Source organism: Pseudomonas sp. AN3A02, from assembly GCF_011765255.1.
Lineage (GTDB): Bacteria > Pseudomonadota > Gammaproteobacteria > Pseudomonadales > Pseudomonadaceae > Aquipseudomonas.
Genome location: NZ_JAARNI010000005.1, coordinates 243,371 through 265,259, shown reverse-complemented (window position 1 = coordinate 265,259; position 21,889 = coordinate 243,371). Strand labels below are relative to the sequence as shown.

Annotated in this window: 25 protein-coding genes; 12 read left to right on the top strand and 13 right to left on the bottom strand. The window is 60.8% G+C overall.

The features are described from left to right. Positions 1–27: 27 nt before the first annotated feature. The 4 genes from HBJ59_RS20585 (at position 28) to cfaB (ending at position 3,236) form a co-directional block, all read left to right on the top strand. The gene (locus tag HBJ59_RS20585; protein WP_003213503.1) at positions 28–279 is read left to right on the top strand and encodes a hypothetical protein; all 252 of its coding nucleotides are present in this window, start codon (positions 28–30) and stop codon (positions 277–279) included. Positions 280–342: 63 nt separating this feature from the next. Then, positions 343–1,188: a DUF692 domain-containing protein gene (locus HBJ59_RS20580; RefSeq protein WP_167664592.1), complete on the top strand. Its 846-nt coding sequence runs from the start codon at positions 343–345 to the stop codon at positions 1,186–1,188. Further along, positions 1,179–1,964 (top strand): DNA-binding domain-containing protein, encoded by a 786-nt coding sequence (locus HBJ59_RS20575; RefSeq protein WP_167664591.1) that lies wholly within the window; start codon positions 1,179–1,181, stop codon positions 1,962–1,964. The genes HBJ59_RS20580 and HBJ59_RS20575 overlap by 10 nt, the downstream gene beginning before the upstream one ends. A gap of 87 nt (positions 1,965–2,051) precedes the next feature. After that, the gene (gene cfaB / locus HBJ59_RS20570) at positions 2,052–3,236 is read left to right on the top strand and encodes a C17 cyclopropane fatty acid synthase CfaB (protein ID WP_167664590.1); all 1,185 of its coding nucleotides are present in this window, start codon (positions 2,052–2,054) and stop codon (positions 3,234–3,236) included. A gap of 106 nt (positions 3,237–3,342) precedes the next feature. On the opposite strand, the gene cls is transcribed toward cfaB, so the two are convergent. Continuing rightward, positions 3,343–4,782 carry a cardiolipin synthase gene (gene cls, locus HBJ59_RS20565; protein WP_076013238.1) on the bottom strand — a complete coding sequence of 480 codons (1,440 nt, stop codon included), beginning with the start codon at positions 4,780–4,782 and terminating at the stop codon, positions 3,343–3,345. Between the two features lie 130 nt (positions 4,783–4,912). On the opposite strand from cls, the gene HBJ59_RS20560 reads away from it, so the two are divergent. After that, positions 4,913–5,434, top strand: coding sequence for a DUF3617 domain-containing protein (locus tag HBJ59_RS20560; protein WP_076013237.1), 522 nt, complete (start codon positions 4,913–4,915; stop codon positions 5,432–5,434). A gap of 143 nt (positions 5,435–5,577) precedes the next feature. Here the strand turns inward: HBJ59_RS20560 and HBJ59_RS20555 are convergent, their stop codons facing one another. The 7 genes from HBJ59_RS20555 to folE2 are packed head-to-tail and all read right to left on the bottom strand — an operon-like array spanning position 5,578 to position 11,220. Further along, on the bottom strand, positions 5,578–6,915 hold the full coding sequence (locus HBJ59_RS20555) for a dihydroorotase (RefSeq protein ID WP_167664589.1): 1,338 nt from the start codon (positions 6,913–6,915) through the stop codon (positions 5,578–5,580). 2 nt (positions 6,916–6,917) lie between these two features. Then, positions 6,918–7,478: a DapH/DapD/GlmU-related protein gene (locus tag HBJ59_RS20550; protein WP_167664588.1), complete on the bottom strand. Its 561-nt coding sequence runs from the start codon at positions 7,476–7,478 to the stop codon at positions 6,918–6,920. Then, positions 7,475–7,900 (bottom strand): phosphoribosyl-AMP cyclohydrolase, encoded by a 426-nt coding sequence (gene hisI, locus HBJ59_RS20545; RefSeq protein WP_167664587.1) that lies wholly within the window; start codon positions 7,898–7,900, stop codon positions 7,475–7,477. The genes HBJ59_RS20550 and hisI overlap by 4 nt, the downstream gene beginning before the upstream one ends. Continuing rightward, the gene (locus HBJ59_RS20540) at positions 7,897–8,781 is read right to left on the bottom strand and encodes a metal ABC transporter substrate-binding protein (RefSeq protein WP_167664586.1); all 885 of its coding nucleotides are present in this window, start codon (positions 8,779–8,781) and stop codon (positions 7,897–7,899) included. Before HBJ59_RS20540 ends, hisI begins: the two co-directional genes overlap by 4 nt. A gap of 11 nt (positions 8,782–8,792) precedes the next feature. Beyond that, positions 8,793–9,659 carry a metal ABC transporter permease gene (locus tag HBJ59_RS20535; RefSeq protein WP_167664585.1) on the bottom strand — a complete coding sequence of 289 codons (867 nt, stop codon included), beginning with the start codon at positions 9,657–9,659 and terminating at the stop codon, positions 8,793–8,795. After that, positions 9,659–10,327, bottom strand: coding sequence for a metal ABC transporter ATP-binding protein (locus HBJ59_RS20530; protein ID WP_167664584.1), 669 nt, complete (start codon positions 10,325–10,327; stop codon positions 9,659–9,661). The genes HBJ59_RS20535 and HBJ59_RS20530 overlap by 1 nt, the downstream gene beginning before the upstream one ends. Then, entirely contained in the window at positions 10,324–11,220 is an 897-nt protein-coding gene (gene folE2, locus HBJ59_RS20525; RefSeq protein ID WP_167664583.1) for a GTP cyclohydrolase FolE2, read from the bottom strand. Before folE2 ends, HBJ59_RS20530 begins: the two co-directional genes overlap by 4 nt. A gap of 127 nt (positions 11,221–11,347) precedes the next feature. Here folE2 and HBJ59_RS20520 point away from each other — a divergent pair, with 127 nt between their 5' ends. Further along, positions 11,348–12,559 (top strand): N-acetylmuramoyl-L-alanine amidase, encoded by a 1,212-nt coding sequence (locus HBJ59_RS20520; protein WP_167664582.1) that lies wholly within the window; start codon positions 11,348–11,350, stop codon positions 12,557–12,559. Here HBJ59_RS20520 and HBJ59_RS20515 read toward each other — a convergent pair. Next, positions 12,556–12,924, bottom strand: a complete 369-nt coding sequence (locus tag HBJ59_RS20515; protein WP_167664581.1) for a glutamine synthetase — start codon at positions 12,922–12,924, stop codon at positions 12,556–12,558. The two genes, HBJ59_RS20520 and HBJ59_RS20515, sit on opposite strands and share 4 nt — an antisense overlap. A 126-nt stretch (positions 12,925–13,050) precedes the next feature. Between HBJ59_RS20515 and dksA the strand changes: the two genes are divergently transcribed. The 4 genes from dksA to HBJ59_RS20495 are packed head-to-tail and all read left to right on the top strand — an operon-like array spanning position 13,051 to position 16,340. Beyond that, positions 13,051–13,455 carry an RNA polymerase-binding protein DksA gene (dksA, locus tag HBJ59_RS20510; protein WP_167664580.1) on the top strand — a complete coding sequence of 135 codons (405 nt, stop codon included), beginning with the start codon at positions 13,051–13,053 and terminating at the stop codon, positions 13,453–13,455. Positions 13,456–13,482: 27 nt separating this feature from the next. Next, complete coding sequence (gene zigA, locus HBJ59_RS20505; RefSeq protein ID WP_076013227.1) at positions 13,483–14,688, top strand: zinc metallochaperone GTPase ZigA; 1,206 nt, start codon at positions 13,483–13,485, stop codon at positions 14,686–14,688. Further along, a complete protein-coding gene (locus tag HBJ59_RS20500) occupies positions 14,688–15,332 on the top strand; it encodes a DUF1826 domain-containing protein (RefSeq protein ID WP_167664579.1) in 645 nt (214 codons plus the stop codon). Before zigA ends, HBJ59_RS20500 begins: the two co-directional genes overlap by 1 nt. A gap of 45 nt (positions 15,333–15,377) precedes the next feature. Next, complete coding sequence (locus HBJ59_RS20495) at positions 15,378–16,340, top strand: GTP-binding protein (RefSeq protein WP_167664578.1); 963 nt, start codon at positions 15,378–15,380, stop codon at positions 16,338–16,340. Here HBJ59_RS20495 and HBJ59_RS20490 read toward each other — a convergent pair. Then, positions 16,334–16,732: a DUF3301 domain-containing protein gene (locus HBJ59_RS20490; protein WP_017476780.1), complete on the bottom strand. Its 399-nt coding sequence runs from the start codon at positions 16,730–16,732 to the stop codon at positions 16,334–16,336. The two genes, HBJ59_RS20495 and HBJ59_RS20490, sit on opposite strands and share 7 nt — an antisense overlap. A 117-nt stretch (positions 16,733–16,849) precedes the next feature. Between HBJ59_RS20490 and pdxY the strand changes: the two genes are divergently transcribed. Continuing rightward, complete coding sequence (gene pdxY / locus HBJ59_RS20485; protein WP_063033787.1) at positions 16,850–17,722, top strand: pyridoxal kinase PdxY; 873 nt, start codon at positions 16,850–16,852, stop codon at positions 17,720–17,722. On the opposite strand, the gene HBJ59_RS20480 is transcribed toward pdxY, so the two are convergent. Beyond that, positions 17,719–18,204 carry an acyl-CoA thioesterase gene (locus HBJ59_RS20480; protein WP_003213461.1) on the bottom strand — a complete coding sequence of 162 codons (486 nt, stop codon included), beginning with the start codon at positions 18,202–18,204 and terminating at the stop codon, positions 17,719–17,721. The two genes, pdxY and HBJ59_RS20480, sit on opposite strands and share 4 nt — an antisense overlap. A gap of 295 nt (positions 18,205–18,499) precedes the next feature. Here HBJ59_RS20480 and HBJ59_RS20475 point away from each other — a divergent pair, with 295 nt between their 5' ends. Next, a complete protein-coding gene (locus HBJ59_RS20475; RefSeq protein WP_076013222.1) occupies positions 18,500–20,257 on the top strand; it encodes a cation:proton antiporter in 1,758 nt (585 codons plus the stop codon). A 101-nt stretch (positions 20,258–20,358) separates the two neighbouring features. On the opposite strand, the gene HBJ59_RS20470 is transcribed toward HBJ59_RS20475, so the two are convergent. After that, positions 20,359–20,766, bottom strand: a complete 408-nt coding sequence (locus tag HBJ59_RS20470; protein ID WP_003213456.1) for an SMI1/KNR4 family protein — start codon at positions 20,764–20,766, stop codon at positions 20,359–20,361. Between the two features lie 136 nt (positions 20,767–20,902). Beyond that, positions 20,903–21,775 (bottom strand): Tim44 domain-containing protein, encoded by an 873-nt coding sequence (locus HBJ59_RS20465; RefSeq protein WP_167664577.1) that lies wholly within the window; start codon positions 21,773–21,775, stop codon positions 20,903–20,905. Between the last annotated feature and the right edge of the window lie 114 nt (positions 21,776–21,889).

Below are 21,889 nucleotides of genomic sequence, written 5' to 3'. Positions count from 1 at the left end.
TCCACTACCGATCATGAGGAATACACAATGAACATCAAATCCGCTGCTGCTGGTGCCGCCCTCGCTATCGCCGCTGCTGGCATGTTTGCCGGTGTTGCCACTCAGGTGCAGGCAGCAGACGCCCAGGTCCATTGCTATGGCGTCAACGCTTGCAAAGGCCAGAACGATTGCAAGACCAAAGACCACGCGTGCAAAGGCATGGGCTCTTGCAAAGGCCAGGGCTTCTTGTCGATGAGCAAAGCGATGTGCGATCAGAAAGGCGGCAAAGTCGGCGAGTAACCGACCACCGAGTGCAACCGCAGCGGGCCCCCGCCGCTGCGGACACTTTCCCCAGGAGTGTTTATGTCCGCTTCCCTTCCGAGTCTGGGTTACGGCCTGGGTTTACGCAGCGAGTACTACCAGCAGATCCTTGAACAATCGCCGACCGTGGATTGGTTCGAAGTGATCTCCGAGAATTATCTGGTGCAGGGCGGCAAGGCCTTGTACTACCTGGACGCGATAGCCGAGCGTTATCCCCTGGTGATGCATGGCGTGTCCCTGTCCATCGGCGGGCCCCATGCCCTCGATATCGATTACCTGAAACAACTCAAGCAGCTCTCCGAGCGCATCCAGCCGGCGTGGATTTCCGATCACTTGTGCTGGAGCCGTGGCAATGCGCACCAGTTGCATGACCTGCTGCCGCTGCCTTACACCGAAGAAAGCCTGTACCACGTGGCCGGTCGCGTACGGCAAGTGCAGGATGTGTTGCAGCGTCCCTTGGTGCTGGAAAACGTCTCCAGCTATGTACGCTCCAAGGCAGATGAGTTTACCGAGTGGGAGTTTCTCAACGCCCTGACCCATCTCACCGGCTGCCAGCTGTTGCTGGACGTGAACAATGTGTACGTCAGCTCACGCAACCACGGCTTCGATGCCTGGACGTTTATCCGCAACCTGCCGCCCGAAAGCATCCGCCAACTGCATTTGGCCGGGCACATGGATTACGGCGACTATGTGATCGACACGCACGACCATCCGGTATGCGATCCGGTGTGGGCGCTGTATCAGCAGACTCTGGAGCATCTTGGGCCGGTCTCGACCTTGCTGGAGCGCGATGACCATTTCCCGCCGTTCCAGGAACTGCTCGACGAACTGAGCAAAGCCCGCGAACTGGGCGCGAGCGCATTGGACAGGAGAGCGTTATGCGCCTGATCGATTGGCAATTGGCGTTTGAGCAGCATTTGCTGGCCGAGACGTCCACTGCCAGCAACAGCTTCAGCGCCACCTTGATTGGCGGCCCGACCCTGGATGTCGACACGGGCCTGGCGATTTACCACAACGCCTATCACGCCCGGTTGCAGGAAGTGCTGCGCGATGATTTCAGCGCTGTCTGGTATTGGCTGGGGGATGAGGAGTTTGCGCAACTGGGCTCGGCCTATATCCGGCGTTACCCCTCGGCCCATTACAGCCTGCGCTGGTTTGGCGAGCGTTTACCCGGGTTTATCGTCGAGCATTACGCCAGGCAAGGTTTGCCGTTGGCCGAATTGGCGCGGCTGGAATGGGCTTTCACCCTGGCCTTTGATGCGCCGCAGGTCGAGCCTCTGACAGTGCAGGACATGGCATCGCTGCCGCCCGAAGACTGGCCCGGGTTGCAGGTGCAACTGGCGCCCTCGGTGCAGCAAGTGCTGTGTGACTTCAACAGCCTGGGCATCTGGCGCGCCAGCAAGGGTGAGTGGGACTTTCCCGGCAGTGAGGCCCTGCCGTTGGCGCAGGTCTGCCTCGTTTGGCGGCATCAGAATGTTTGCCAGTACCGCAGCCTGGAAGCGGCTGAAACCAGCGCGCTGACAGGCATGGTCAGCAGTGGCTGGAGTTTTTCCGAACTGTGTGCCGAGTTGGCAGTCACTTACCAGGAGGGCGCGCCATTGCAAGCGGTTACCTGGCTGAAACAGTGGATCCAGGACGGTTTGCTCCAGCGGCGGGCACCATAGAAAAGCGCTATTGATTCGATAGCCTGCTAATTTTTCCGTGGATGGTCTACCCTCATTTCAGACGTCTGAAACAAGGGGGGACTACTCATGCTCGCGCAACTTCCACCGGCCTTACAGAATCTTCAGCTACCGCTGCGTCTTCGACTCTGGGACGGCCATGAATTCAACCTGGGCCCGGATCCCAGTGTCACCATTGTGGTCAAGGACCCCATGATGGTTTCAACCCTCAGCCATCCGACGCTCAATTCACTGGGCGAAGCCTTCGTCGAGGGCAAACTGGAGCTGGAAGGCTCCATTTCCGAAGTGATCAGGGTCGTGGACGAGTTGAGTCATGCCCTGGTGAATGACGACGAGGACACTCGTCCGGTGCGCTCGATCCACGACAAGGCCACCGACGCAGCCGCTATTTCCTACCATTACGACTTGTCCAACGAGTTCTACCAGCTGTGGCTGGACCGTGACATGGCCTATTCCTGCGGGTATTTCGAGACCGGCAGCGAATCCCTCGATCAAGCCCAACAAGACAAATTCCGCCACCTGTGCCGCAAATTGCGGCTGCAGCCGGGGGAATATTTGCTCGACGTGGGTTGCGGTTGGGGCGGGCTGGCGCGGTATGCCGCGCGGGAATTCGGGGTCAAGGTGTTTGGCATCACACTGAGCAAGGAACAACTGGAACTGGCCCAGGAACGGGTGAGAGCCGAAGGCCTGGAAGACCAGGTTGAGTTGACGCTGCTCGACTACCGCGACTTGCCCCAGGATGGCCGGTTCGACAAGGTGGTGAGCGTGGGCATGTTTGAACACGTCGGCCACGCCAACCTGGCGGAGTACTGCAAGATTCTCTACGGCGCGGTGCGAGAGGGCGGCCTGGTGATGAACCACGGGATTACCGCCAAGCATATTGATGGCCGGCCCGTAGGCCGTGGTGCCGGGGATTTTATTGAGCGTTATGTTTTTCCCAATGGCGAGTTGCCGCACCTGTCGATGATGACAGCCGAGATCAGCGACGTGGGCCTGGAAGTGGTCGACGTCGAAAGCCTGCGCCTGCATTACGCGCGCACCCTGGATCACTGGAGTGAGCGCCTGGAAGATAACCTGGAGGCGGCGGGCAAGATGGTGCCGGAGCAGGCCTTGCGCATCTGGCGCCTGTACCTTGCCGGTTGTGCCTATGCGTTTGCCCGGGGCTGGATCAACCTGCATCAGATTCTGGCGGTGAAACCCCATGCCGATGGTAGCCATGAGCTGCCGTGGACGCGGGATGATCTGTACCAGTAAACCCCGGTACCTGTAGGAGCGAGCTTGCTCGCGAAAAACTTGAGGACGCCGCGTTTATCCAGAATGAACGCGTCATCGTTAACGTTCTTCGCGAGCAAGCTCGCTCCTACAGGATCGGAGAAATCAGGCGCGCGACCCGCATGCCCAGTTGTTGCAAGCGGTGGGTCTGGCGGTTTTCTTCCTGGCTGATTTCGTGGGCCTGGGCGAAGTCATCCAGCAGCATGTGCTCTACCTGGCTGGCGAAGGTCTCATCCACGGTCAGCAACATCACTTCGAAATTCAGCCGGAATGAACGGTTATCCAGGTTCGCACTGCCGATGGCGCTGATCTCACTGTCTACCAACACCACCTTCTGATGCAGGAACCCCGGTGTATAGCGGAATACCCGCACCCCGGCGCGCACGGCTTCGATCGCGTACAGGCTGGAAGCGGCGTAGACGATGCGGTGATCCGGCCGTGACGGCAGTAACAGGCGCACATCCACCCCGCGCAGTACCGCCAACCTCAATGCCGCAAACACCGCCTCATCGGGTATGAAATACGGGCTGGTGATCCACACCCGCTCGGTCGCCGCATGAATCGCCTCGACGAAAAACAGCGAGCAGGTCTCGTAGGGATCCGCCGGGCCGCTGGCGAGTAATTGGCAGAGCACGCCGTCGTCCGGGTAGGTATCCGGCAGCAGCAGCGGCGGCAACTCCCGCGCGGCCCAGAACCAGTCCTCGGCAAAGGATTCCTGCAGGCACGCCACCACTGGTCCGCTGACTTGCACATGGGTGTCACGCCACGGTGCCAGGGGCGGCTTTTTGCCCAGGTATTCATCGCCGACGTTATGCCCGCCGACAAACCCGGTAATGCCATCGACCACCACGATCTTGCGATGGTTGCGGAAGTTGACCTGGAAGCGATTGAGCCAGCCACTGCGCGTGGCGAATGCCTTGACCTGCACCCCGGCGTCTCGCAGCGACTGCACATAACGGTGGGGCAGGGCGTGGCTGCCGATACGGTCATACAGGACGAAAATGGAGACGCCTTCGGCGGCCTTTTCCTTGAGCAAGGTGTGCAGTTGGCGGCCGAGTTCATCGTCATGAATGATGAAGAACTGGAACAGCACGGCGGTCTTCGCCGAGCGGATCGCCTCGAAAATTGCGCTGAAGGTAGCCTCGCCATTGATCAACAAGCGCACCTGATTGTTCGCCAGGCAGGGCATGCGGCCCAGCTTCGGCATGGCCCGCAGCGAGGCGTAAGCGTGGGAATTACGCGCGGCCAGTGCCTCTTCGACCCAAGGGCGCCAGTTCAGCTCGGTAATCGCCTTGTGCATTTCCTGGTTGGCCTGGCGACGCGCCTGAATGTAGGCGTCGAAGGTACTGCGGCCAAAGATCAGGTAGGGAATCAGCGTCAGGTAAGGGATGAACATCAGCGACAAGGCCCAGGCAATCGAGCCTTGGGCGGTCCTGACGGTCAGCACCGCATGGATGGCGGCGAGGGTGCCCAGAAAATGCAGGGTGGCAATGAAATAGGCGAGCAGGTGTGGGCCAAAGAAATCCATGGACAACGGTACTCCTGACAAACAAGTGCCTAACAGACCATGTTCGGCCACGAATGTCGCTATTTTATTTGCTGTGCAACACTGGCGCTTTTGCGGCGTCTAACGCCGACAATTGCCCAGGAGTTACCCGATGAATGCTCGTCTGCTTGGTTTGGCCATGGTTGTTGGTTTAACGCTGCCCGTGGCGGCGCAAGCGCAGATGTTGGCGCCGGGCTTGTGGGAATTGACCACCAGCAACATGAAGGTCGATAACCAGGACCTGCCGGACTTGTCGCTGATCCTCGGTCAGCTCAAGCAACAGATGACCCCGGAACAACGCGCCATGCTCGAGAAGCAAGGCATCACCATGGCCGGCAAAGGCGTGCAGGTGTGCCTGACCCCGGCCCAGGTGGCGTCCGATTCCATCCCACTGACCGACCCGCAATCCGGGTGCAAGCAGGAAGTGACGGACAAGACCGGCAACCAGTGGAAATTCCGCTTCAGCTGCCCGAAAGCCCAGGGCACCGGCGTGGCGACGTTCCAGAGCCAGCAGGAATTCACCACCACCGTCAACGGTACCTTCAATGCCACCGGCATTCAGCAGAAGGGCAGCCTGGACACCCACGCGCAGTGGTTGGGCAGCAACTGCGGCACCGTCAAACCGCGCGCTTAACCTAAGATAAACCCCGATCAAAATGTGGGAGCGGGCTTGCTCGCGAATGCGGTGGATCAGTTAATACATGTGGCGACTGACCCACCGCATTCGCGAGCAAGCCCGCTCCCACATTTGATTGGATTGCCAGTTCCTGATTCTCTTCAACGCTGGAAATGCAGCGGCAACCCCTGGCAACTGTCGTGCACGCGCCCGTCGTGCCAGGCCAGGTGGCCGGAGACCAGCGTGGTGCTGACGCTGTGCCGGAAGCTGCGCTCGGCGAAGGGCGTCCAGCCGCAACGGGCCATAATCGGCTGGCTGCTGACGGGCTTGCCATGGGGCTCGGGTTTGATCAGTACCAGGTCGGCCCAATAGCCTTCCCGCAGGTAGCCGCGGTCGGGGATCGCAAACAGGTCCGCGACGCGATGGCTGGTCTTTGCCACCAGGGTGGTCAGCGGCAGCAAGCCGTCGGCGACCAGTTCCAGCAGCGCCGGCAGGGCGTGTTGCACCAGCGGCAAGCCTGACGGCGCTTCGCGATACGGCAGCTGTTTTTGCGCCCAAGTGTGCGGCGCATGATCACTGCCAATCACATCCAGACGATCACTCAACAATGCCAGGCGCAGGGCGTCGCGGTCGGCGCGTGTCTTGATCGCCGGGTTGCATTTGATCTGGTGGCCGAGGCGCGCGTAGTCGCGGTCATCGAACAAGAGGTGATGCAGGCAGACTTCCGCCGTGATGCGTTTTTCCGCCAGGGGTTTGTCTTCGAACAGCACCAATTCCCGCGCGCTGGTGATGTGCAACACATGCAGGCGCGTGCCATGCCGCTTGGCCAGTTCCACGGCTAAAGACGACGAGCGATAGCAGGCTTCGGCATCGCGAATCAGCGGGTGAGCCACGGCAGGAATGTGCTCGCCGAAACGCTCGCGCATCCGTTGCTCGCTGGCGTGGATGCTGGGCGTGTGCTCGCAGTGGGCCAGGAGAATGGTCGGCACGTCGGCGAACAGGCGCTCGAGAATCTTCGGATCATCCACCAGCATATTGCCGGTGGAGGCGCCCATGAAGACTTTGACGCCAGCCACCTCCCGCGGGTCCAGCGCGGCCACGGTGTCGAGGTTGTCGTTGCTCACCCCGAAATGAAAACCATAGTTGGCCACCGAATGCAGCGCCGCGCGGCGCTTCTTGTCGGCCAGGGCTTCCAGGTTCAACGTCGCCGGGTTGGTGTTGGGCATGTCCATGAAACTGGTGATGCCACCGGCCACCGCTGCACGGGACTCGCTGTAGAAGCTGCCTTTGTCCGGCGCGCCGGGTTCACGGAAGTGCACTTGGTCGTCGATCATGCCCGGCAGCAGCCATTGGCCGTGGGCGTCGATTTCCACGGTGGCATTGGCGTTGTCGATGCTGCTGGCGATCTTCTCGATGCGGCCATTGGCGACCAGCAGGTCAGCCTCGAATTCCTGGCCTTCATTCACCAGGCGGGCGTTGCGGATCAGCAGGCGGCTCATGGTCAGAACTCGTTTTGCAGGGCTTTGTAACCCAGTACCAGGTCGACGTTGGTGCGTGCCACGTCTTCGGAAAACTCCGAAGCGCTGACACTTACCGGCGGGAATTGGGACAGGTCGGTAGTGGGGCCGATGCGGGTGGTGGAGGGCACGTAGAACGCGGCGGGCAAATCGCGGCCGTCGACCACCGAGTTGTGGCGCACCACGCAACCGTCACCCACGATGCAGTTGAACAGCACGCTGTTGAAGCCGATAAACACCCGGTCGCCGACGGTGCACGGGCCATGAACGATGGAGCGGTGGGCGATGGAGGTGAACTCGCCGATGGTCACGGCGGCGCCGGATTTGGAATGGATCACCACGCCGTCCTGGATATTTGAATTGGCGCCGATGGTGATCGGGTCCATGTCGCCGTTGGCGTCGACTTCGTCGGCGCGGATCACCGCGTAAGGGCCGACAAAGACGTTTTCGCCGATGATCACCTTGCCGCAGATGATTGCGGTTTTGTCGACGTAGGCCGATTCGGCAATCACGGGCAGATCGCCGGAAGGGTTCTTGCGGATCATGGGTCAGGCTCCTGAAGGGGCGCGGTAAGGATGTGTACGTGGCGGCCGTCGATGGCGTTGTAGAAGCAGGTGGGTCGCCCGGTGTGGCAGGCCGGACCTTGCTGGTCGACGATCAGCAATACGGCGTCGCCGTCGCAATCCAGGCGCGCCTCTACCAGCAGTTGCCAGTGGCCGGAGGTTTCGCCCTTGCGCCACAACTGCTGGCGCGAGCGGGACCAGTAGCAGACCTGCCCGGTGGCCAAGGTTTCGTCGAGGGCCTGGCGGTTCATCCAGGCCAGCATCAACACCTCGCCGCTGCCGTGTTGCTGGGCGATGGCGGCGATCAGGCCATCGCTGTTCCACGGCAGGGCGTCGAGCACGCGGTCGAGTGGAAAGCGGCTGCCGATGGCGGCCTTTTCCAGGTCGAGCATGCTCGGTTTCATGGCTTGCTCAGGGCCGCGCACAGGGTGTTGAGGTTGTATTCGAACAGGCCGGTAAAGGTGCTGGCCGGGCCTTCTGATGCCAGGGCGTCCGAGTACAGCGTGCCACCGATTTGCGCGCCACTTTCGTCCGCGATTTGCTTGAGCAGGCGCGAGTCCTTGATGTTTTCCATGAACACGGCCTTGACCTTGTCTTTGCGGATCTGGGTGATCAGCGTGGCGACTTCAGCGGCGGACGGTTCACGTTCGGTGGACAACCCTTGAGGCGACAGGAACTCGATACCGTAGGCCTGGCCCAGGTAACCGAAGGCGTCATGGGAGGTCACGATGCGACGGTTGCCCGGTGGCAAGGCGCCGAACTTGGCCTTGGCTTCAGCCAGCAGGCGGTAGATTTCTTTCAGGTACACCTGGCTGTTGTGCTCGTAGTCCGCCTTGTTGGCCGGGTCGGCGGCGATCAATGCCTTAGTGATGTTGTTCACGTAGATCACGGTGTTGGCCAGGTTGTGCCAGGCGTGTGGGTCGGGAATGGTTTCGCCATCTTCATCCATGGTGTGGGACAGCACGCCTTTACTGGCGGTAACCACCGTCGCTTTGGTCTCGGTGCTGGTGACCAGGCGATCCAGCCAAGGCTCGAAGCCCAGGCCGTTCTTGATGATGACCTTGGCCTTGAGCAGGGCCTTGGCATCGTCTGGCGTCGGTTCGTAGGTGTGGGCGTCGGCGTCGGGGCCGACCATGTTGCTGATCTGGATATGATCGCCACCGACCTGATGGGTCATGTCGTCAAGAATACTGAAGCTGGTAACCACCTGAAGCTTGTCGGCAGCCTGGGCCGTCGCGAACGACAGCGGCAGCAACACACTGAACAGCACGAGTAGAGCGCGCATCGGGAAACACCTCATTGGGATGTAAGCAAAGGCGGGCGGCGCAGCAAGCCGTGCACCGGACCGAAGACCACGGACAGCAGGTACAGGCCGCCAGCCACCAGCACAATCGCCGGGCCGCTGGGCAACGAGTAGTAGAACGACAGCAACAAGCCAAGCCACACCGACAGGCATCCCAGCGCTGCCGATATGGCGATCAACACCGGCAGGCGCCGGCTCCAGAAACGTGAAGCAATCGCCGGCAACATCATCAAGCCGACCACCATCAACGCGCCGATGGCCTGGAAGCCGATCACCAGGTTCAACACCACCAGCGTCAGGAATAGCCCGTGGGCCAGTGGGCCGAGGCGGCTGACGGTTTGCAGGAACAGCGGGTCTAGTGTGTCCAGCAGCAGCGGTTTGTAGATCACCACCATGGCGATCAGGCTGAAGCCCGAAACCCAGAGCATGCCGGTGAGGGTCGGACCGTCGACCGCCAGGGCCGAGCCGAACAGCAGGTGCAGCAGGTCCAGGCGCTTGCCGGCGAGGCCAAGAATCAGCACGCCGCTGGCCAGGGAGATTGGGTAGATGGCGGCGAGGCTCGCGTCTTCCTTCAGGCCGGTGCGACGGGTGATCCACGCGGCGAGGCCGGCCATGCTCAGGCCCGCGCCCAGGCCGCCGATGGTCAGCGCGGGCAAACTCAGGCCGGCGAACCAGAAGCCCAGGGCGGCACCGGGCAGGATGCCGTGGGACACCGCGTCACCAATCAGGCTCATGCGACGCAGGATCAGGAACACCCCCAGCGGTGCCGTGCTGCACGCCAATACCAGCCCGCCGACAAGCGCGCGGCGCATGAAAACGAAGTCGAGAAACGGCATCCACAGGTGAGCGGCGAAGTGCATCAGGCCACCTGCATGTGTGGCTGGGGGCGGATCAGCTCTTTGCTTGAGCCGAACACGCAACCGCTGCTTTTGATCTGCACCACTTGCTGGGTGTGTTGGCGGACGGAGCCGAGGTCATGGCACACCACGACCACCGTGCGGCCTGCGTCGTGCCAGGCGTGGATGTGTTTCCAGCACAGCGCTTGGCCGTCTTCGTCGAGGGCGGCGTGGGGTTCGTCCAGCAGCAATATCGGTGACTCGGCCAAACTCATGCGGGCGAGCAGGGCGCGTTGCAGTTCGCCGCCCGACAAGGCCATCAACGGCCGATGCTCCAGGCCACTGAGGCACCAGTCTTCGAGCACGGCGTTCAGGCGTTCGGTGCGTTGTTGTGGGGTTTGCTTGCTGCCCCAAAAACCGGCGGCCACCAATTCTTGCAGGCTGATGGGGAATTGCCGATCGAGATTCTGTTGCTGGGGCAGGAACGACAGGCCACCACGGCGTGGAACATCAATCGTCACTTTCCCGGCCAAGGGCTTCTGCAAGCCGGCGATGACTTTCAGCAGGCTGCTTTTGCCGGTGCCGTTGGCGCCGATGATGCCGGTGAGGCTGCCTTTTTCCAGGGTGAAATCGACGGCGGGCGTCAGTGGTTGGCCGGGAGCGCCCCAGCGCAGGGCGGTGCAGGTGATCATTCGGAAGGTCTCGTCCAGCGGCTTTCAGCCACGGCATCGTGCGCGTGCAGGCTTTCGGCGTGGATCACTTTCAAGTGGAAGGCAATGACCGCATCCGAGCGTTTCAAGGCGAGGTTCAGGCGGCGTGCGGCGTCTTCGCAGAACATCAAGTTCTGCCCGTTGGCCAGGGCGAAGGCTTGTTCGTCCGCGCGCTTTACGGCGGTTTGTACGGCGGTGCCAAGGGCTGCTTCGGTATCGTCGATCAGTTGCGTCAGCGGCAGGGTTGGCTGGTCGCCTCGAAGACGGACCTGCAACAGCGCGCTGCTGCGCTGGCTGTGGGGCGTGGCGACGATGCCATTGGCACTGCCCAGCCAGGTCAGCACGTCTTCGTGTTGCAACGGGGTGTTGCCGAAGTCTTCGATAAATTGCTGCTGAATCAATTGCCTGGCGAGGGCAGCCGAGCAGGGGCAGGTTGAAGAGTATGTAACGTCAATTTTTAGTTCCACGTGGAACATCTGGTTTTCCAGACGGGCTTCGATGCTCATCGGGTAGCTTTTCCAGCCGGCCAGCGGGCTGACCAAGGCGGGGCGTTTCAGCAGCAGATCCGCATGAATCCGTAGGTAGGCATTTGTGGATAAACCTTCATGACTGTCGAGAAAACGTTGCAATACACTGCGCAGCAGTGCTGGCGTAAGCGGCTGCTGTTCAAGCATCTCCAGCGCCAGATAAAGCCGCGACATATGAATGCCACGCGCCTCGCCGTCGTCCAGGCTGACGCCTGCATCGGCCTTGGCGCTGAGGCGCTGGCCGTCGATCTGAATGGGCAGGGCAATGCCGCACATGCCCACCCAATCCAGCGGCAAGGCTTGGCGTGAAGCCTGCGCGGCGATATCGGGCAGAGTCAGCGCGTTCATAAGCAGTCCATCGTTGGAAATAAAAAGACATGTTATATTATTACAATTGAATCGACGAAAGTTTTTCTGCTCTGTCTTTTATTCAGTCATGTCGAGTACGGACGCTCCTTTATTTGCGGTGTAAGTCATGCACAGACGTCAACTCCTCAACCTGCTGCTGGCCAGTGCGGTGTTCACCCTGCCCTTTGGTGTATCTGCCGCGCAGATCCGCAATGCACGGCTGTGGCGCTCGGATAACAAGCTGCGGTTGGTGCTGGATCTCAGCGGCCCGGTGCAATACAAAACCTTCACCCTGACCGCGCCGGAGCGGTTGATCATTGATTTGAGCGGCGCGAAGCTGACCGGGGATTTCAGCCAACTGGCCCTGACCAACAGCGGCATTACCTCGATTCGCTCGGGGCACTTTGGCCAGGGTGATACACGGATCGTGCTGGATTTGAAGGCGCCGATGCAGCTCAACAGCTTCCTGCTGCCGCCCCAGGATGGCCAAGGTCATCGCCTGGTGCTGGACCTGACCAGCGCCACCCATGCGCCTCAGCAAATCGCCGCGGCACCGGCGCCCTTGGCACCGCCGGTGGATAAGGCGCATCCGAAGCGCGACATCATCGTGGTGGTCGACCCCGGCCATGGCGGTAAAGACCCGGGCGCCATCGGCTCCAAAGGCCAGCGTGAAAAAGACGTGGTGCTGTCCATCGCCCAATTGCTGGCCAAGCGCTTGAAGCGTGAGAAGGGCTTCGATGTGAAGCTGGTGCGCAACGACGATTTCTTCGTGCCGCTGCGTAAACGCGTGGACATCGCCCGTCAGCACAAGGCCGACATGTTTATCTCGGTGCACGCCGATGCGGCGCCACGGCTCACGGCGTCAGGCGCTTCTGTCTATGCGTTGTCTGAAGGCGGCGCGACGTCCGCCACCGCGCGGTTCATGGCACAACGGGAGAACGGCGCCGACCTGCTGGGCGCCACCACCTTGCTCAACCTCAAGGACAAAGACCCAATGCTCGCCGGCGTCATTCTCGACATGTCGATGAACGCCACCATCGCCTCCAGTCTGCAACTGGGCAGTTCGGTGCTGGGCAGCCTGCAAAGCATCACCTCGCTGCATCAAAAACGCGTGGAACAGGCCGGCTTTGCGGTACTCAAGTCGCCGGACGTGCCGTCGATCCTGGTGGAAACCGGGTTTATCTCCAACACCCAGGACGCCCAGCGGCTGGTCACCGCGCGCCATCAACAGGCGGTGGCAGACGGTTTATTTGAAGGGCTGAAGAACTACTTCCAGAAGAACCCACCGATGAACAGCTACATGGCCTGGGTTCAGGAACAGAAGAACGGCCAGGTCTAACAGCCGGTAATCCGGCTGCAGGTGAATTTGGCGCTGGCACCACCGGAACTGGAAAACCGGTTGATGGTGGTCCAGCCCACTCGCCGCGTGTAGCCCACCCACGCCTCACCATCGGATGCCAACCCGGTAAAGAACGTCAGTTGCCCGTAGCGGCTGTTGGTCTGTGCCCAGTAGCGTTTGCCGATCACCTCGAAACCCCGCAAATACGTGGTGCTGCCCGCCGTCGCGACGCTGTAGGCATTGCCCTGCGCGTCGACGCACGCCAGCAGGTTGGCGCTGCGGGTGCAGTTGGCCAGCAGGCTGGGCACCTGGGCATTGGCCTGACTCGCCACCATCAGCAACACACCGCACAACAGGTATTTCATAGAGGCTCTCGGGCGTTATTCGGTGGCAAGCATTGCGCCCTTCGTCGTTGCGAGCAAGGGGGATTGGCTTATTTGCATTGTTATACTATAACATTAAAAAACAGCCTGATCCGTGAACCGCCTCCAATGACCGAACAAGACCTTCTCGCCCAACCGTTCGCCGATTACATGAATGAAGCCCAGCAAGGTTTCTTCCGCGAGCTGTTGCTGGCTCAGCGCAACGAGCTTCAAGTGCGCATCGATGCCGAATTCATGGTGCTGCGCGAACAGGAACCCAACAGCGATCCCGCCGATGTGGGCAGTGCTGAAGAACAGCGCCAATGGCAACTGCGCCTGCTGGAGCGCGAAAAGAAGCTGTTGGACAAGATCGACGAAGCCTTGGAGCACCTGGCCCGAGGCGAATACGGCTGGTGCCGTGAAACCGGCGAGCCCATCGGCCTCAAGCGCCTGTTGCTGCGCCCCACGGCCACCCTGTGTATCGAAGCCAAAGAACGTGAAGAGCTGCGCGAACGCCATCAACGGGCGATTTGACCGGCCAACCCTGATGAGGAATACCTGATGCCCAATCGTCTCCCCGTTACTGTGCTGTCCGGATTCCTCGGCGCCGGTAAAAGCACGCTGCTCAACTACGTCCTGCGCAACCGCGAAAACCTGCGGGTGGCGGTGATCGTCAACGACATGAGCGAAATCAACATCGATGGCAGTGAGGTCCAGCGCGACGTCACCCTCAATCGCTCCGAAGAAAAACTGGTGGAAATGAGCAATGGCTGCATCTGCTGCACCTTGCGCGAAGACTTGCTGGAAGAAGTCGGAAAGCTCGCCAAGGAAGGTCGGTTCGATTACCTGTTGATTGAATCCACCGGCATCTCCGAGCCACTGCCGGTGGCCGAAACCTTTACCTTCCGCGACGAAGAAGGCCAGAGCCTGGCGGACATCGCCCGGCTCGACACCATGGTCACCGTGGTCGACGGCATGAACTTCCTGCTCGACTACCAGGCTGCCGAAAGCCTGGCGTCCCGGGGCGAAACCCTAGGTGAAGAGGACGAACGCTCGATCACCGACCTGCTGATCGAGCAGATTGAATTTGCCGACGTGATCCTCATCAGCAAGATCGACCTGATCAGCAGCAGTGAGCGTCAGGAGCTGATGGCGATCCTGGAGCGCCTGAATGCCCAAGCGGAAATCATCCCGATGGTCATGGGCGAAGTGCCGCTGGCGAAGATCCTCAACACCGGTCGGTTCGACTTCGAACGCGCGTCCCAGGCACCCGGATGGTTGCAGGAATTGCGTGGCGAGCATGTGCCGGAAACCGAGGAATACGGCATCGCCTCCACCGCGTATCGCGCCCGCCGCCCATTCCATCCACAGCGTTTTTTCGACTTTATCGACCGGCCTTGGGTGAATGGAAAACTACTGCGCTCCAAGGGCTTTTTCTGGCTGGCCAGCAAACACCAGGACGCCGGCAGTTGGTCCCAGGCCGGCGGCCTGATGCGCCATGGTTTCGCCGGGCGCTGGTGGCGTTTCGTGCCGAAAACCCAGTGGCCGCAGGACGAGGAAGGTGTCGCCGCGATCATGAACAACTGGCAGCCGAGTACCGGCGATTGCCGCCAGGAACTGGTGTTTATCGGCCAGAACATCGACTTCGCGCAGATGACCGCCGAACTGGATGCCTGCCTGCTGACCGATGATGAAATGGCCACAGGCGTCGAAGGCTGGCGCTTGTTGGCTGATCCCTTTGGCCCTTGGTTCGAAGAGGCTGCCTGATGCTGGCACCGACCCTGAAACTGCGCCCGGTGATTCGCCAGACTCATGGTGAAACCCCGGCCGTGCTCACCGATATCCTTGAAGATGGCGTGAATCTCGCGGTGTGGCAGCGTCAGTTGCCGCTGCACATCGCCGAGTTCGGCGCGTTGCTGGTGGCGCTCAATGAGCCGTTGGCCGAGTCGCTGGTGGTTGAGCTGAACAGCGAAGACGCCGAGCCGAACTTGCAGGACTTCGCGTCAGGTAGCCGCGACCTTGAAGGCTACGAAGGCTTTATCGCCGATGTGTCGTGGCTGGTCAGCGCCTTTGCCTGTTTGCTGGGTGCCAAGCGCATCGGCGTACGTTTGCGGCTATTGGACAAGGCGATGTGCCCGCGCTTTCACGTGGACCATGTGCCGGTGCGGCTGATCACCACCTTCGCCGGCATCGGTAGCCAGTGGTTGCGTGAAGGCGTGATGGAGCGGCGGCACCTGAGCCAGGCGAGCGCGGAGCCGCAAGCGCGCATTGAGCAAATCCACTGCGGTGAAGTGGCGTTGCTCAAAGGCGAAAAATGGCACGGCAACGAAGGCTTTGGCCTTATCCACCGTTCTCCGCCGTTGCAAGCGGATGAGCGACGGTTGATCCTGACGCTGGATTGGTTGGCGTAACCGGGTAGGATCGAACCTCTCTACACGGCCTGAATGATGTCCACCATGCTGCAGAACATTCCCACCCACGTGATTGCCGGGCCCTTGGGCGCCGGCAAGACCAGCCTGATCAAGCACCTGCTGGCGCAGCGCCCGGCCAACGAGCGCTGGGCGGTGTTGATCAACGAGTTCGGGCAGATTGGCCTGGATGCCGCGTTGCTGACCCGCGATGACGACGGTATTGCCCTCGGGGAAGTGGCGGGTGGTTGCCTGTGTTGCGTCAACGGTGCGCCGTTCCAGGTAGGACTGGGCCGTTTGTTACGTAAGGCCAAGCCCGACCGGCTGTTTATCGAACCGTCCGGGCTGGGGCATCCGGCTCAACTGCTCAAGCAATTGCGGGAAGCGCCCTGGCAGCAGGTGCTGGCGGTGCAGCCGTGCGTGCTGGTACTCGATGCCCAGGCGTTGGCGGCGGGCAAGCCATTACCCAATGCCCAACGTGAAGCGTTGGCCAGCGCCGGGCTGTTGGTATTGAATAAGAATGAAGCCCTCAGTGATGCGCAGCGCCTGGTGATTCAAGGGCAATTGCCTAACCGGCCGATCTATTGGACTCAGCAGGCGCAACTACCCCTGGCGCAATTGCCGGGTTTGAACGCTCAAGCCGCAGCGGCTGTGGATAACTTCGAGGTGCCCAAAGGCGTGGGGCAAATGCCGGCCATCTGGACTGACCCGTCGGCGCCGATTTGCCTGAGTCAGGGCCAGGAGGGTGGCTGGAGTATTGGTTGGCGCTGGCATCCGAGCCAGCAATTCGACCGGCAGCGCTTGCAGCAATGGCTGGAGTCGCTGGATTGGCGGCGGGCAAAACTGGTTATCCACAGCCTCGACGGTTGGATGTCCGCCAACGCTGTGGATAACGCCGTGTTGGCCTGGCTGCCCAGTGAATGGCGCCGGGATTCGCGTATCGAATTGATCTTTGGTGAAGCGCAGGACGTTGCGCAATTACAGGACGGGTTAGCCGATTGCCGTCAGTGACGGGTCTTGCTGCTGCCATGCTCCTGGCGCCATTGGCTTAGCTCAATGATCTCGGCGCTGGGCAGCGGCGTCTTGATCTCAAACGGGTAGGGCGCCAGCTCGATTTGCGCGCTGTGCGCACCGAACTGGGTGATGGTTCCCGGGTGCCGCGTTTCGCCGGTCACGGTGAATTCAAAGTTGTAGATCCGTGCCAGACGCCGCCGACCGCTGGCATCCTTCACAAAACCGATGCGCTTCAACGCCACGGCGCCATCGAGCAGCTCGATGTCGAGCTTGGCGCAATGCTGCTTGACCCGTTCCAGCGCCCGCTCGCGCAGGCCGTGGTTGTGCCACAGCCAGGCGGCACCGGTCGCCAGCAGCATCAGCACGAAGATATTTCCGAGGGTCAGCATTCGATGAACTCCAACTAAGTGTGGCCAGCTTAACTGCGTCTCCGGTCTGTCGTACAGGCCGCGTTTAGTCGCATACTGCGCAGCCAGAAATTCAACCGCTTTACGGAAATCCCCTGCATGAAACGTACGCCCCATCTGCTTGCGATCCAGTCTCATGTGGTCTTTGGCCACGCCGGAAACAGCGCCGCCGTGTTCCCCATGCAACGGGTCGGGGTGAACGTGTGGCCGCTCAATACCGTGCAGTTCTCCAACCACACTCAGTATGGTCAGTGGGCGGGAGAAGTGTTGGCGCCGCAGCAAATTCCTGCGCTGGTGGAAGGCATCGCGGCGATTGGTGAGCTGGGCAACTGTGATGCGGTGCTGTCCGGCTACCTGGGCAGCGCGGCCCAGGGGCGGGCGATCCTTACCGGCGTGGCGCGAATCAAGGCGATCAACCCCAAGGCCCTGTACCTGTGCGACCCGGTGATGGGCCATCCGGAAAAAGGCTGCATCGTGCCCCAGGAGGTCAGCGACTTTCTCCTGGACGAAGCGGCGGCGATGGCCGACTTCCTGTGCCCCAACCAGTTGGAGCTGGACAGCTTTGCCGGGCGCAAGCCGCAGTCGCTGTTCGATTGCCTGGGCATGGCCCGTGCGTTGCTGGCTCGGGGGCCGAAAGCGGTGTTGGTCAAGCACCTGGATTATCCCGGCAAGCTGCCGGACGGTTTCGAGATGCTGCTGGTGACGGCCGAAGGCAGCTGGCACCTGCGCCGGCCGTTGCTGGCGTTCCCGCGTCAGCCGGTGGGCGTGGGTGACCTGACGTCGGGCCTGTTCCTGGCGCGGGTGTTGCTGGGCGACAGCCTGGTGGCGGCCTTTGAGTTCACCGCTGCAGCGGTGCACGAAGTGCTGCTGGAAACCCAGGCGTGCGCCAGCTATGAGCTGGAACTGGTGCGCGCCCAGGACCGGATTGCCCATCCGCGAGTTCGCTTCGAGGCAACCCCCATAGGGCTTTAAGGCCCGTCGGCCTTGATTTCCTGATAGCGCTTTTCCAGCTCCTGGCGAATCTGCCGGCGTTGCTGGGCCTGCACAAACCGGCGCTTGTCTTCGCTGTTCTGCGGTTGCAGCGGTGGCACGGCGGCCGGTTTGCGCTGGTCATCCACCGCGACCATGGTGAAGAAGCAGCTATTGGTATGGCGCACCGAACGCTCGCGGATGTTCTCGGTGACCACCTTGATCCCCACTTCCATCGACGTGTTGCCGGTGTAGTTGACCGAAGCCAGGAAGGTCACCAGCTCGCCGACATGGATCGGCTCGCGAAAAATCACCTGGTCCACCGACAACGTCACCACATAGCGGCCGGCATAACGGCTGGCGCAGGCGTAGGCCACTTCGTCGAGGTACTTGAGCAGCGTGCCGCCGTGCACATTGCCTGAGAAGTTGGCCATGTCAGGGGTCATCAATACTGTCATCGACAGCTGGGCGTTTCCGGGTTCCATAGCACACTCACGGGTTGTAGGCATTGGGTGGGGAGGCACCTCTGCGGGTGCTGGAATCTTTGCAGAGCCATTCATAACGGGACGCTGGGCCCCGGCTTGCCGTCACGCCCGGGGCGATCTGTTTCCATATATTGCACCGGCTTTCTGTCGCAAGTCGCGGTGTTACCCTTCAAAAGCCCGCCTCAAGGGCAATTCTTACGATCAAGGCTGACTTTTCTTTCCGTTCATTGCGACCTTTCGGGGTGAATGCGTGGAAATGGGAAAAGCGCCAGTACCCCTCAAGGAGCCCCTCGCCATGCACGCCATCAGCTTTATCCAGGACCTGGCCGTGATCATGCTCGTGGCCGGGGTGGTGACGATCCTGTTCCATCGGCTCAAGCAGCCAGTGGTGTTGGGGTATATCGTCGCCGGCTTCATCATCGGCCCGCACACCCCACCGTTCGGCCTGATCCACGATGAAGACACCATCAAGACCCTGGCCGAGCTTGGGGTGATTTTCCTGATGTTCTGCCTGGGCCTCGAATTCAGCCTGCGCAAGCTGTTCAAGGTCGGCGCCACTGCGTTTATCGCGGCGTTCCTTGAGATCATCCTGATGATCTGGATCGGCTACGAAATCGGCCGCTGGTTCGACTGGAACACCATGGACTCACTGTTCCTGGGCGCTATCCTGGCGATTTCCTCGACCACCATCATCGTCAAGGCCCTCAATGACCTGAAGATGAAAAACCAGCGCTTTGCCCAGCTGATTTTCGGTGTGCTGATCGTTGAGGACATCCTCGGTATCGGCATCATCGCCTTGCTGTCGAGCATCGCCGTCAGCGGTACGGTCAGCTCCGGCGAAGTGTTCTCCACGGTCGGCAAACTCTCATTGTTCATGATCGTTGCGCTGGTGATCGGGATTTTGCTGGTGCCGCGCCTGCTTGAGTACGTGGCCAAATTCGAAAGCAACGAGATGCTGTTGATCACCGTGCTTGGCCTGTGCTTCGGCTTCTGCCTGCTGGTGGTCAAGCTGGAATACAGCATGGTGCTGGGGGCATTCCTGATCGGCGCGATCATGGCCGAATCCCGGCAACTGTTGAAGATTGAGCGCCTGATCGAACCGGTTCGCGACATGTTCAGCGCGATCTTCTTTGTCGCCATCGGCTTGATGATTGATCCGCAGATTCTGCTGCAATACGCCTGGCCGATCGCGGTGATTACCGTGGCCGTGGTGCTGGGCAAGATGTTGTCCTGTGGCTTGGGGGCATTCATCGCTGGCAACGATGGCCGCACCTCGCTGCGGGTGGGGATGGGCCTGTCACAGATTGGCGAATTTTCATTCATCATCGCCGCGCTGGGGATGACGTTGCAGGTCACCAGCGATTTCCTGTATCCGGTGGCGGTAGCGGTTTCTGCGATCACCACTCTGCTTACCCCGTATCTGATTCGTGGCGCTGACCCGCTGTCGCTGAAGATAGCGGCTGTGATGCCCAAGCGCATGAGCCGGGTGTTCGGGATGTATGGCGAGTGGCTGCGCAGCATTCAGCCCCAGGGCGAGGGTGCGATGCTGGCGTCGATGATCCGCAAGATCATTTTGCAGGTGGGTGTGAATCTGGCGTTGGTGGTGGCGATCTTCTTTGCCGGCAGCTTTTTTGCGGCGCGCATTGGCAGTTATGTGGAAGGCTGGATCAGCGATCCGAGCTGGCAGAAAGCATTGATCTGGGGTGGGGCATTGCTGCTGTCGCTGCCGTTTTTGATTGCGGCGTACCGCAAGCTCAAGGCGCTTTCGATGCTGTTGGCGGAGATGAGCGTGAAGCCGGAAATGGCTGGGCGCCACACTCAGCGAGTGCGCCGGGTGATCGCCGAAGTGATCCCGATTCTTTCGCTGTTGGTGATTTTCCTGCTATTGGCAGCCTTGTCGGCCAGTATCCTGCCGACCAACAAGTTGCTGGTACTGATCGCCGTGGTAGCGGCCGCCGTGGCCGCCGTGCTGTGGCGCTGGTTCATCCGCGTGCATACGCGGATGCAGGTCGCCTTGCTGGAGACCCTGGATAACCACAAGGACACGTTGTAGGAGCGAGCTTGCTCGCGAAGGTCGTTAACGATAACGCGGGAAACCTGACACCCAGTGGTGATCTCAGGTTTCTCGCGAGCAAGCTCGCTCCTACAGGGGTCTCAGCTTTCCAGCCAGACGTCCCGCGCCCAGTGCCATACCGATTCCCAGGTTTCTTCAGTGACGAGTTCTTCTTCGCCGGACCACAGCACCACGGTGCCGTCTTCTTCGACGCAGTAGTAGTCGTCGCCGTCCTGGCAGATCGGGATCATGCTGCGGTCAACGCCGGCATCCCAGGCGTTGGCGGCAACGTCCGGCAGGTAGGTGTGGGACTGTGGGTCGGTGACGGTCACCGGCTCCAGGCTGCCGTAGACCACGTCGCTGACGGTCAGCAGGAATTCACGGAAGACGAACGGGATATCGATGAACAGTTGTTCCTCGATTTCCACCAGTTGGTCTTCGTCAGGCAGCTCCAGAGGAACCGGTACCGGTTCGTTGGCTTCACGCAATTGTTCGATAACTTCTTCCACGGCCGGGATCCTCTTGCTAGATGGCGCGGTTAATAGGGGCGTTTTATACAGTAGCTCGCTATAAGTGCAACCGTGAAATAGAAAACCCCGGACAAGTCCGGGGTTTTTGTTACAGCGCACTCAAAGCGTGCAGGGATCAGCCGTTCTGGCGGATACCAGCGACCAGCCAAGGCTGGTTTTCGCCCTGTGGACGTTCCATGTTCCAGCTTTCGCTGAACACTTCGCCCTGGTCGAAACGCGAGGTCTTCGACACGCCGCTGAAGGTCAGGGTGGCGATGGTCTTGTCGGCGCGGTCATCCACACCTTCGAGCTGCACTTTCAGGTCTTCGATGTAGGTCGACTGGAAGCCGTCGCCCAAGTCAGCACGTTCGCGCTTGAGGAACTCCAGCAATTGCGGGGTCACGAACTCGGCGATCTTGTCCATTTCGTTGGCGTCCCAGTGTTGCTGCAGCGCCTGGAAGTGGCCACGAGCGGCTTCGACGAAACGCTCTTCGTTGAACCAGGCTGGCGCATTGATCACCGGACGAGCGGCAGGTGCGGCCGAACCCCCAAAGATCGAACCCATTGCAGCAGGCTTCTGTTCGAACACTTCACGCTGCATCGGCGCGCCGGCCGGAGACATGTGCTCCTGCTGCTTGCGGCGACGGGCGGCGATAAAGCGGAAGATCAGGAAGGCGATGACCGCCATGATCAGGATGTCGAAGATCTGCATGCCCTGGAAGCCGCCGCCCATGAACATGGAGGCGAGCAGGCCACCGGCTGCGATACCGGCCAGAGGGCCCAACCAGCGCGAAGCACCGCCAGCCTTGGCAGCGGCGCCTGCTGCACCGGCAGCACCAGCGGTCGCAGCTGCGCCGCCCATGCCGCCGCCGGCAGGGGCCATTTGGCTGGTCTGGTGGCTCGGCGCCGAACCCATGGATTTGCCGCCACCGAAGCGCTTGGCGTTGGCGTCGAGGCTCATTGTCAGGCCGATGCACAACGCCATGGCGATGCTAAGAAAACGTTTCATAAAGGGAATTCCCATTTGTGGATTGCACGCGCGCCATGTTGCACAGGTGTGTTGGCAGTGGCCAGCGGCATAATGTTTCGGGCTTTTGCGTAGGGCCAATACCGAATCGTCTGT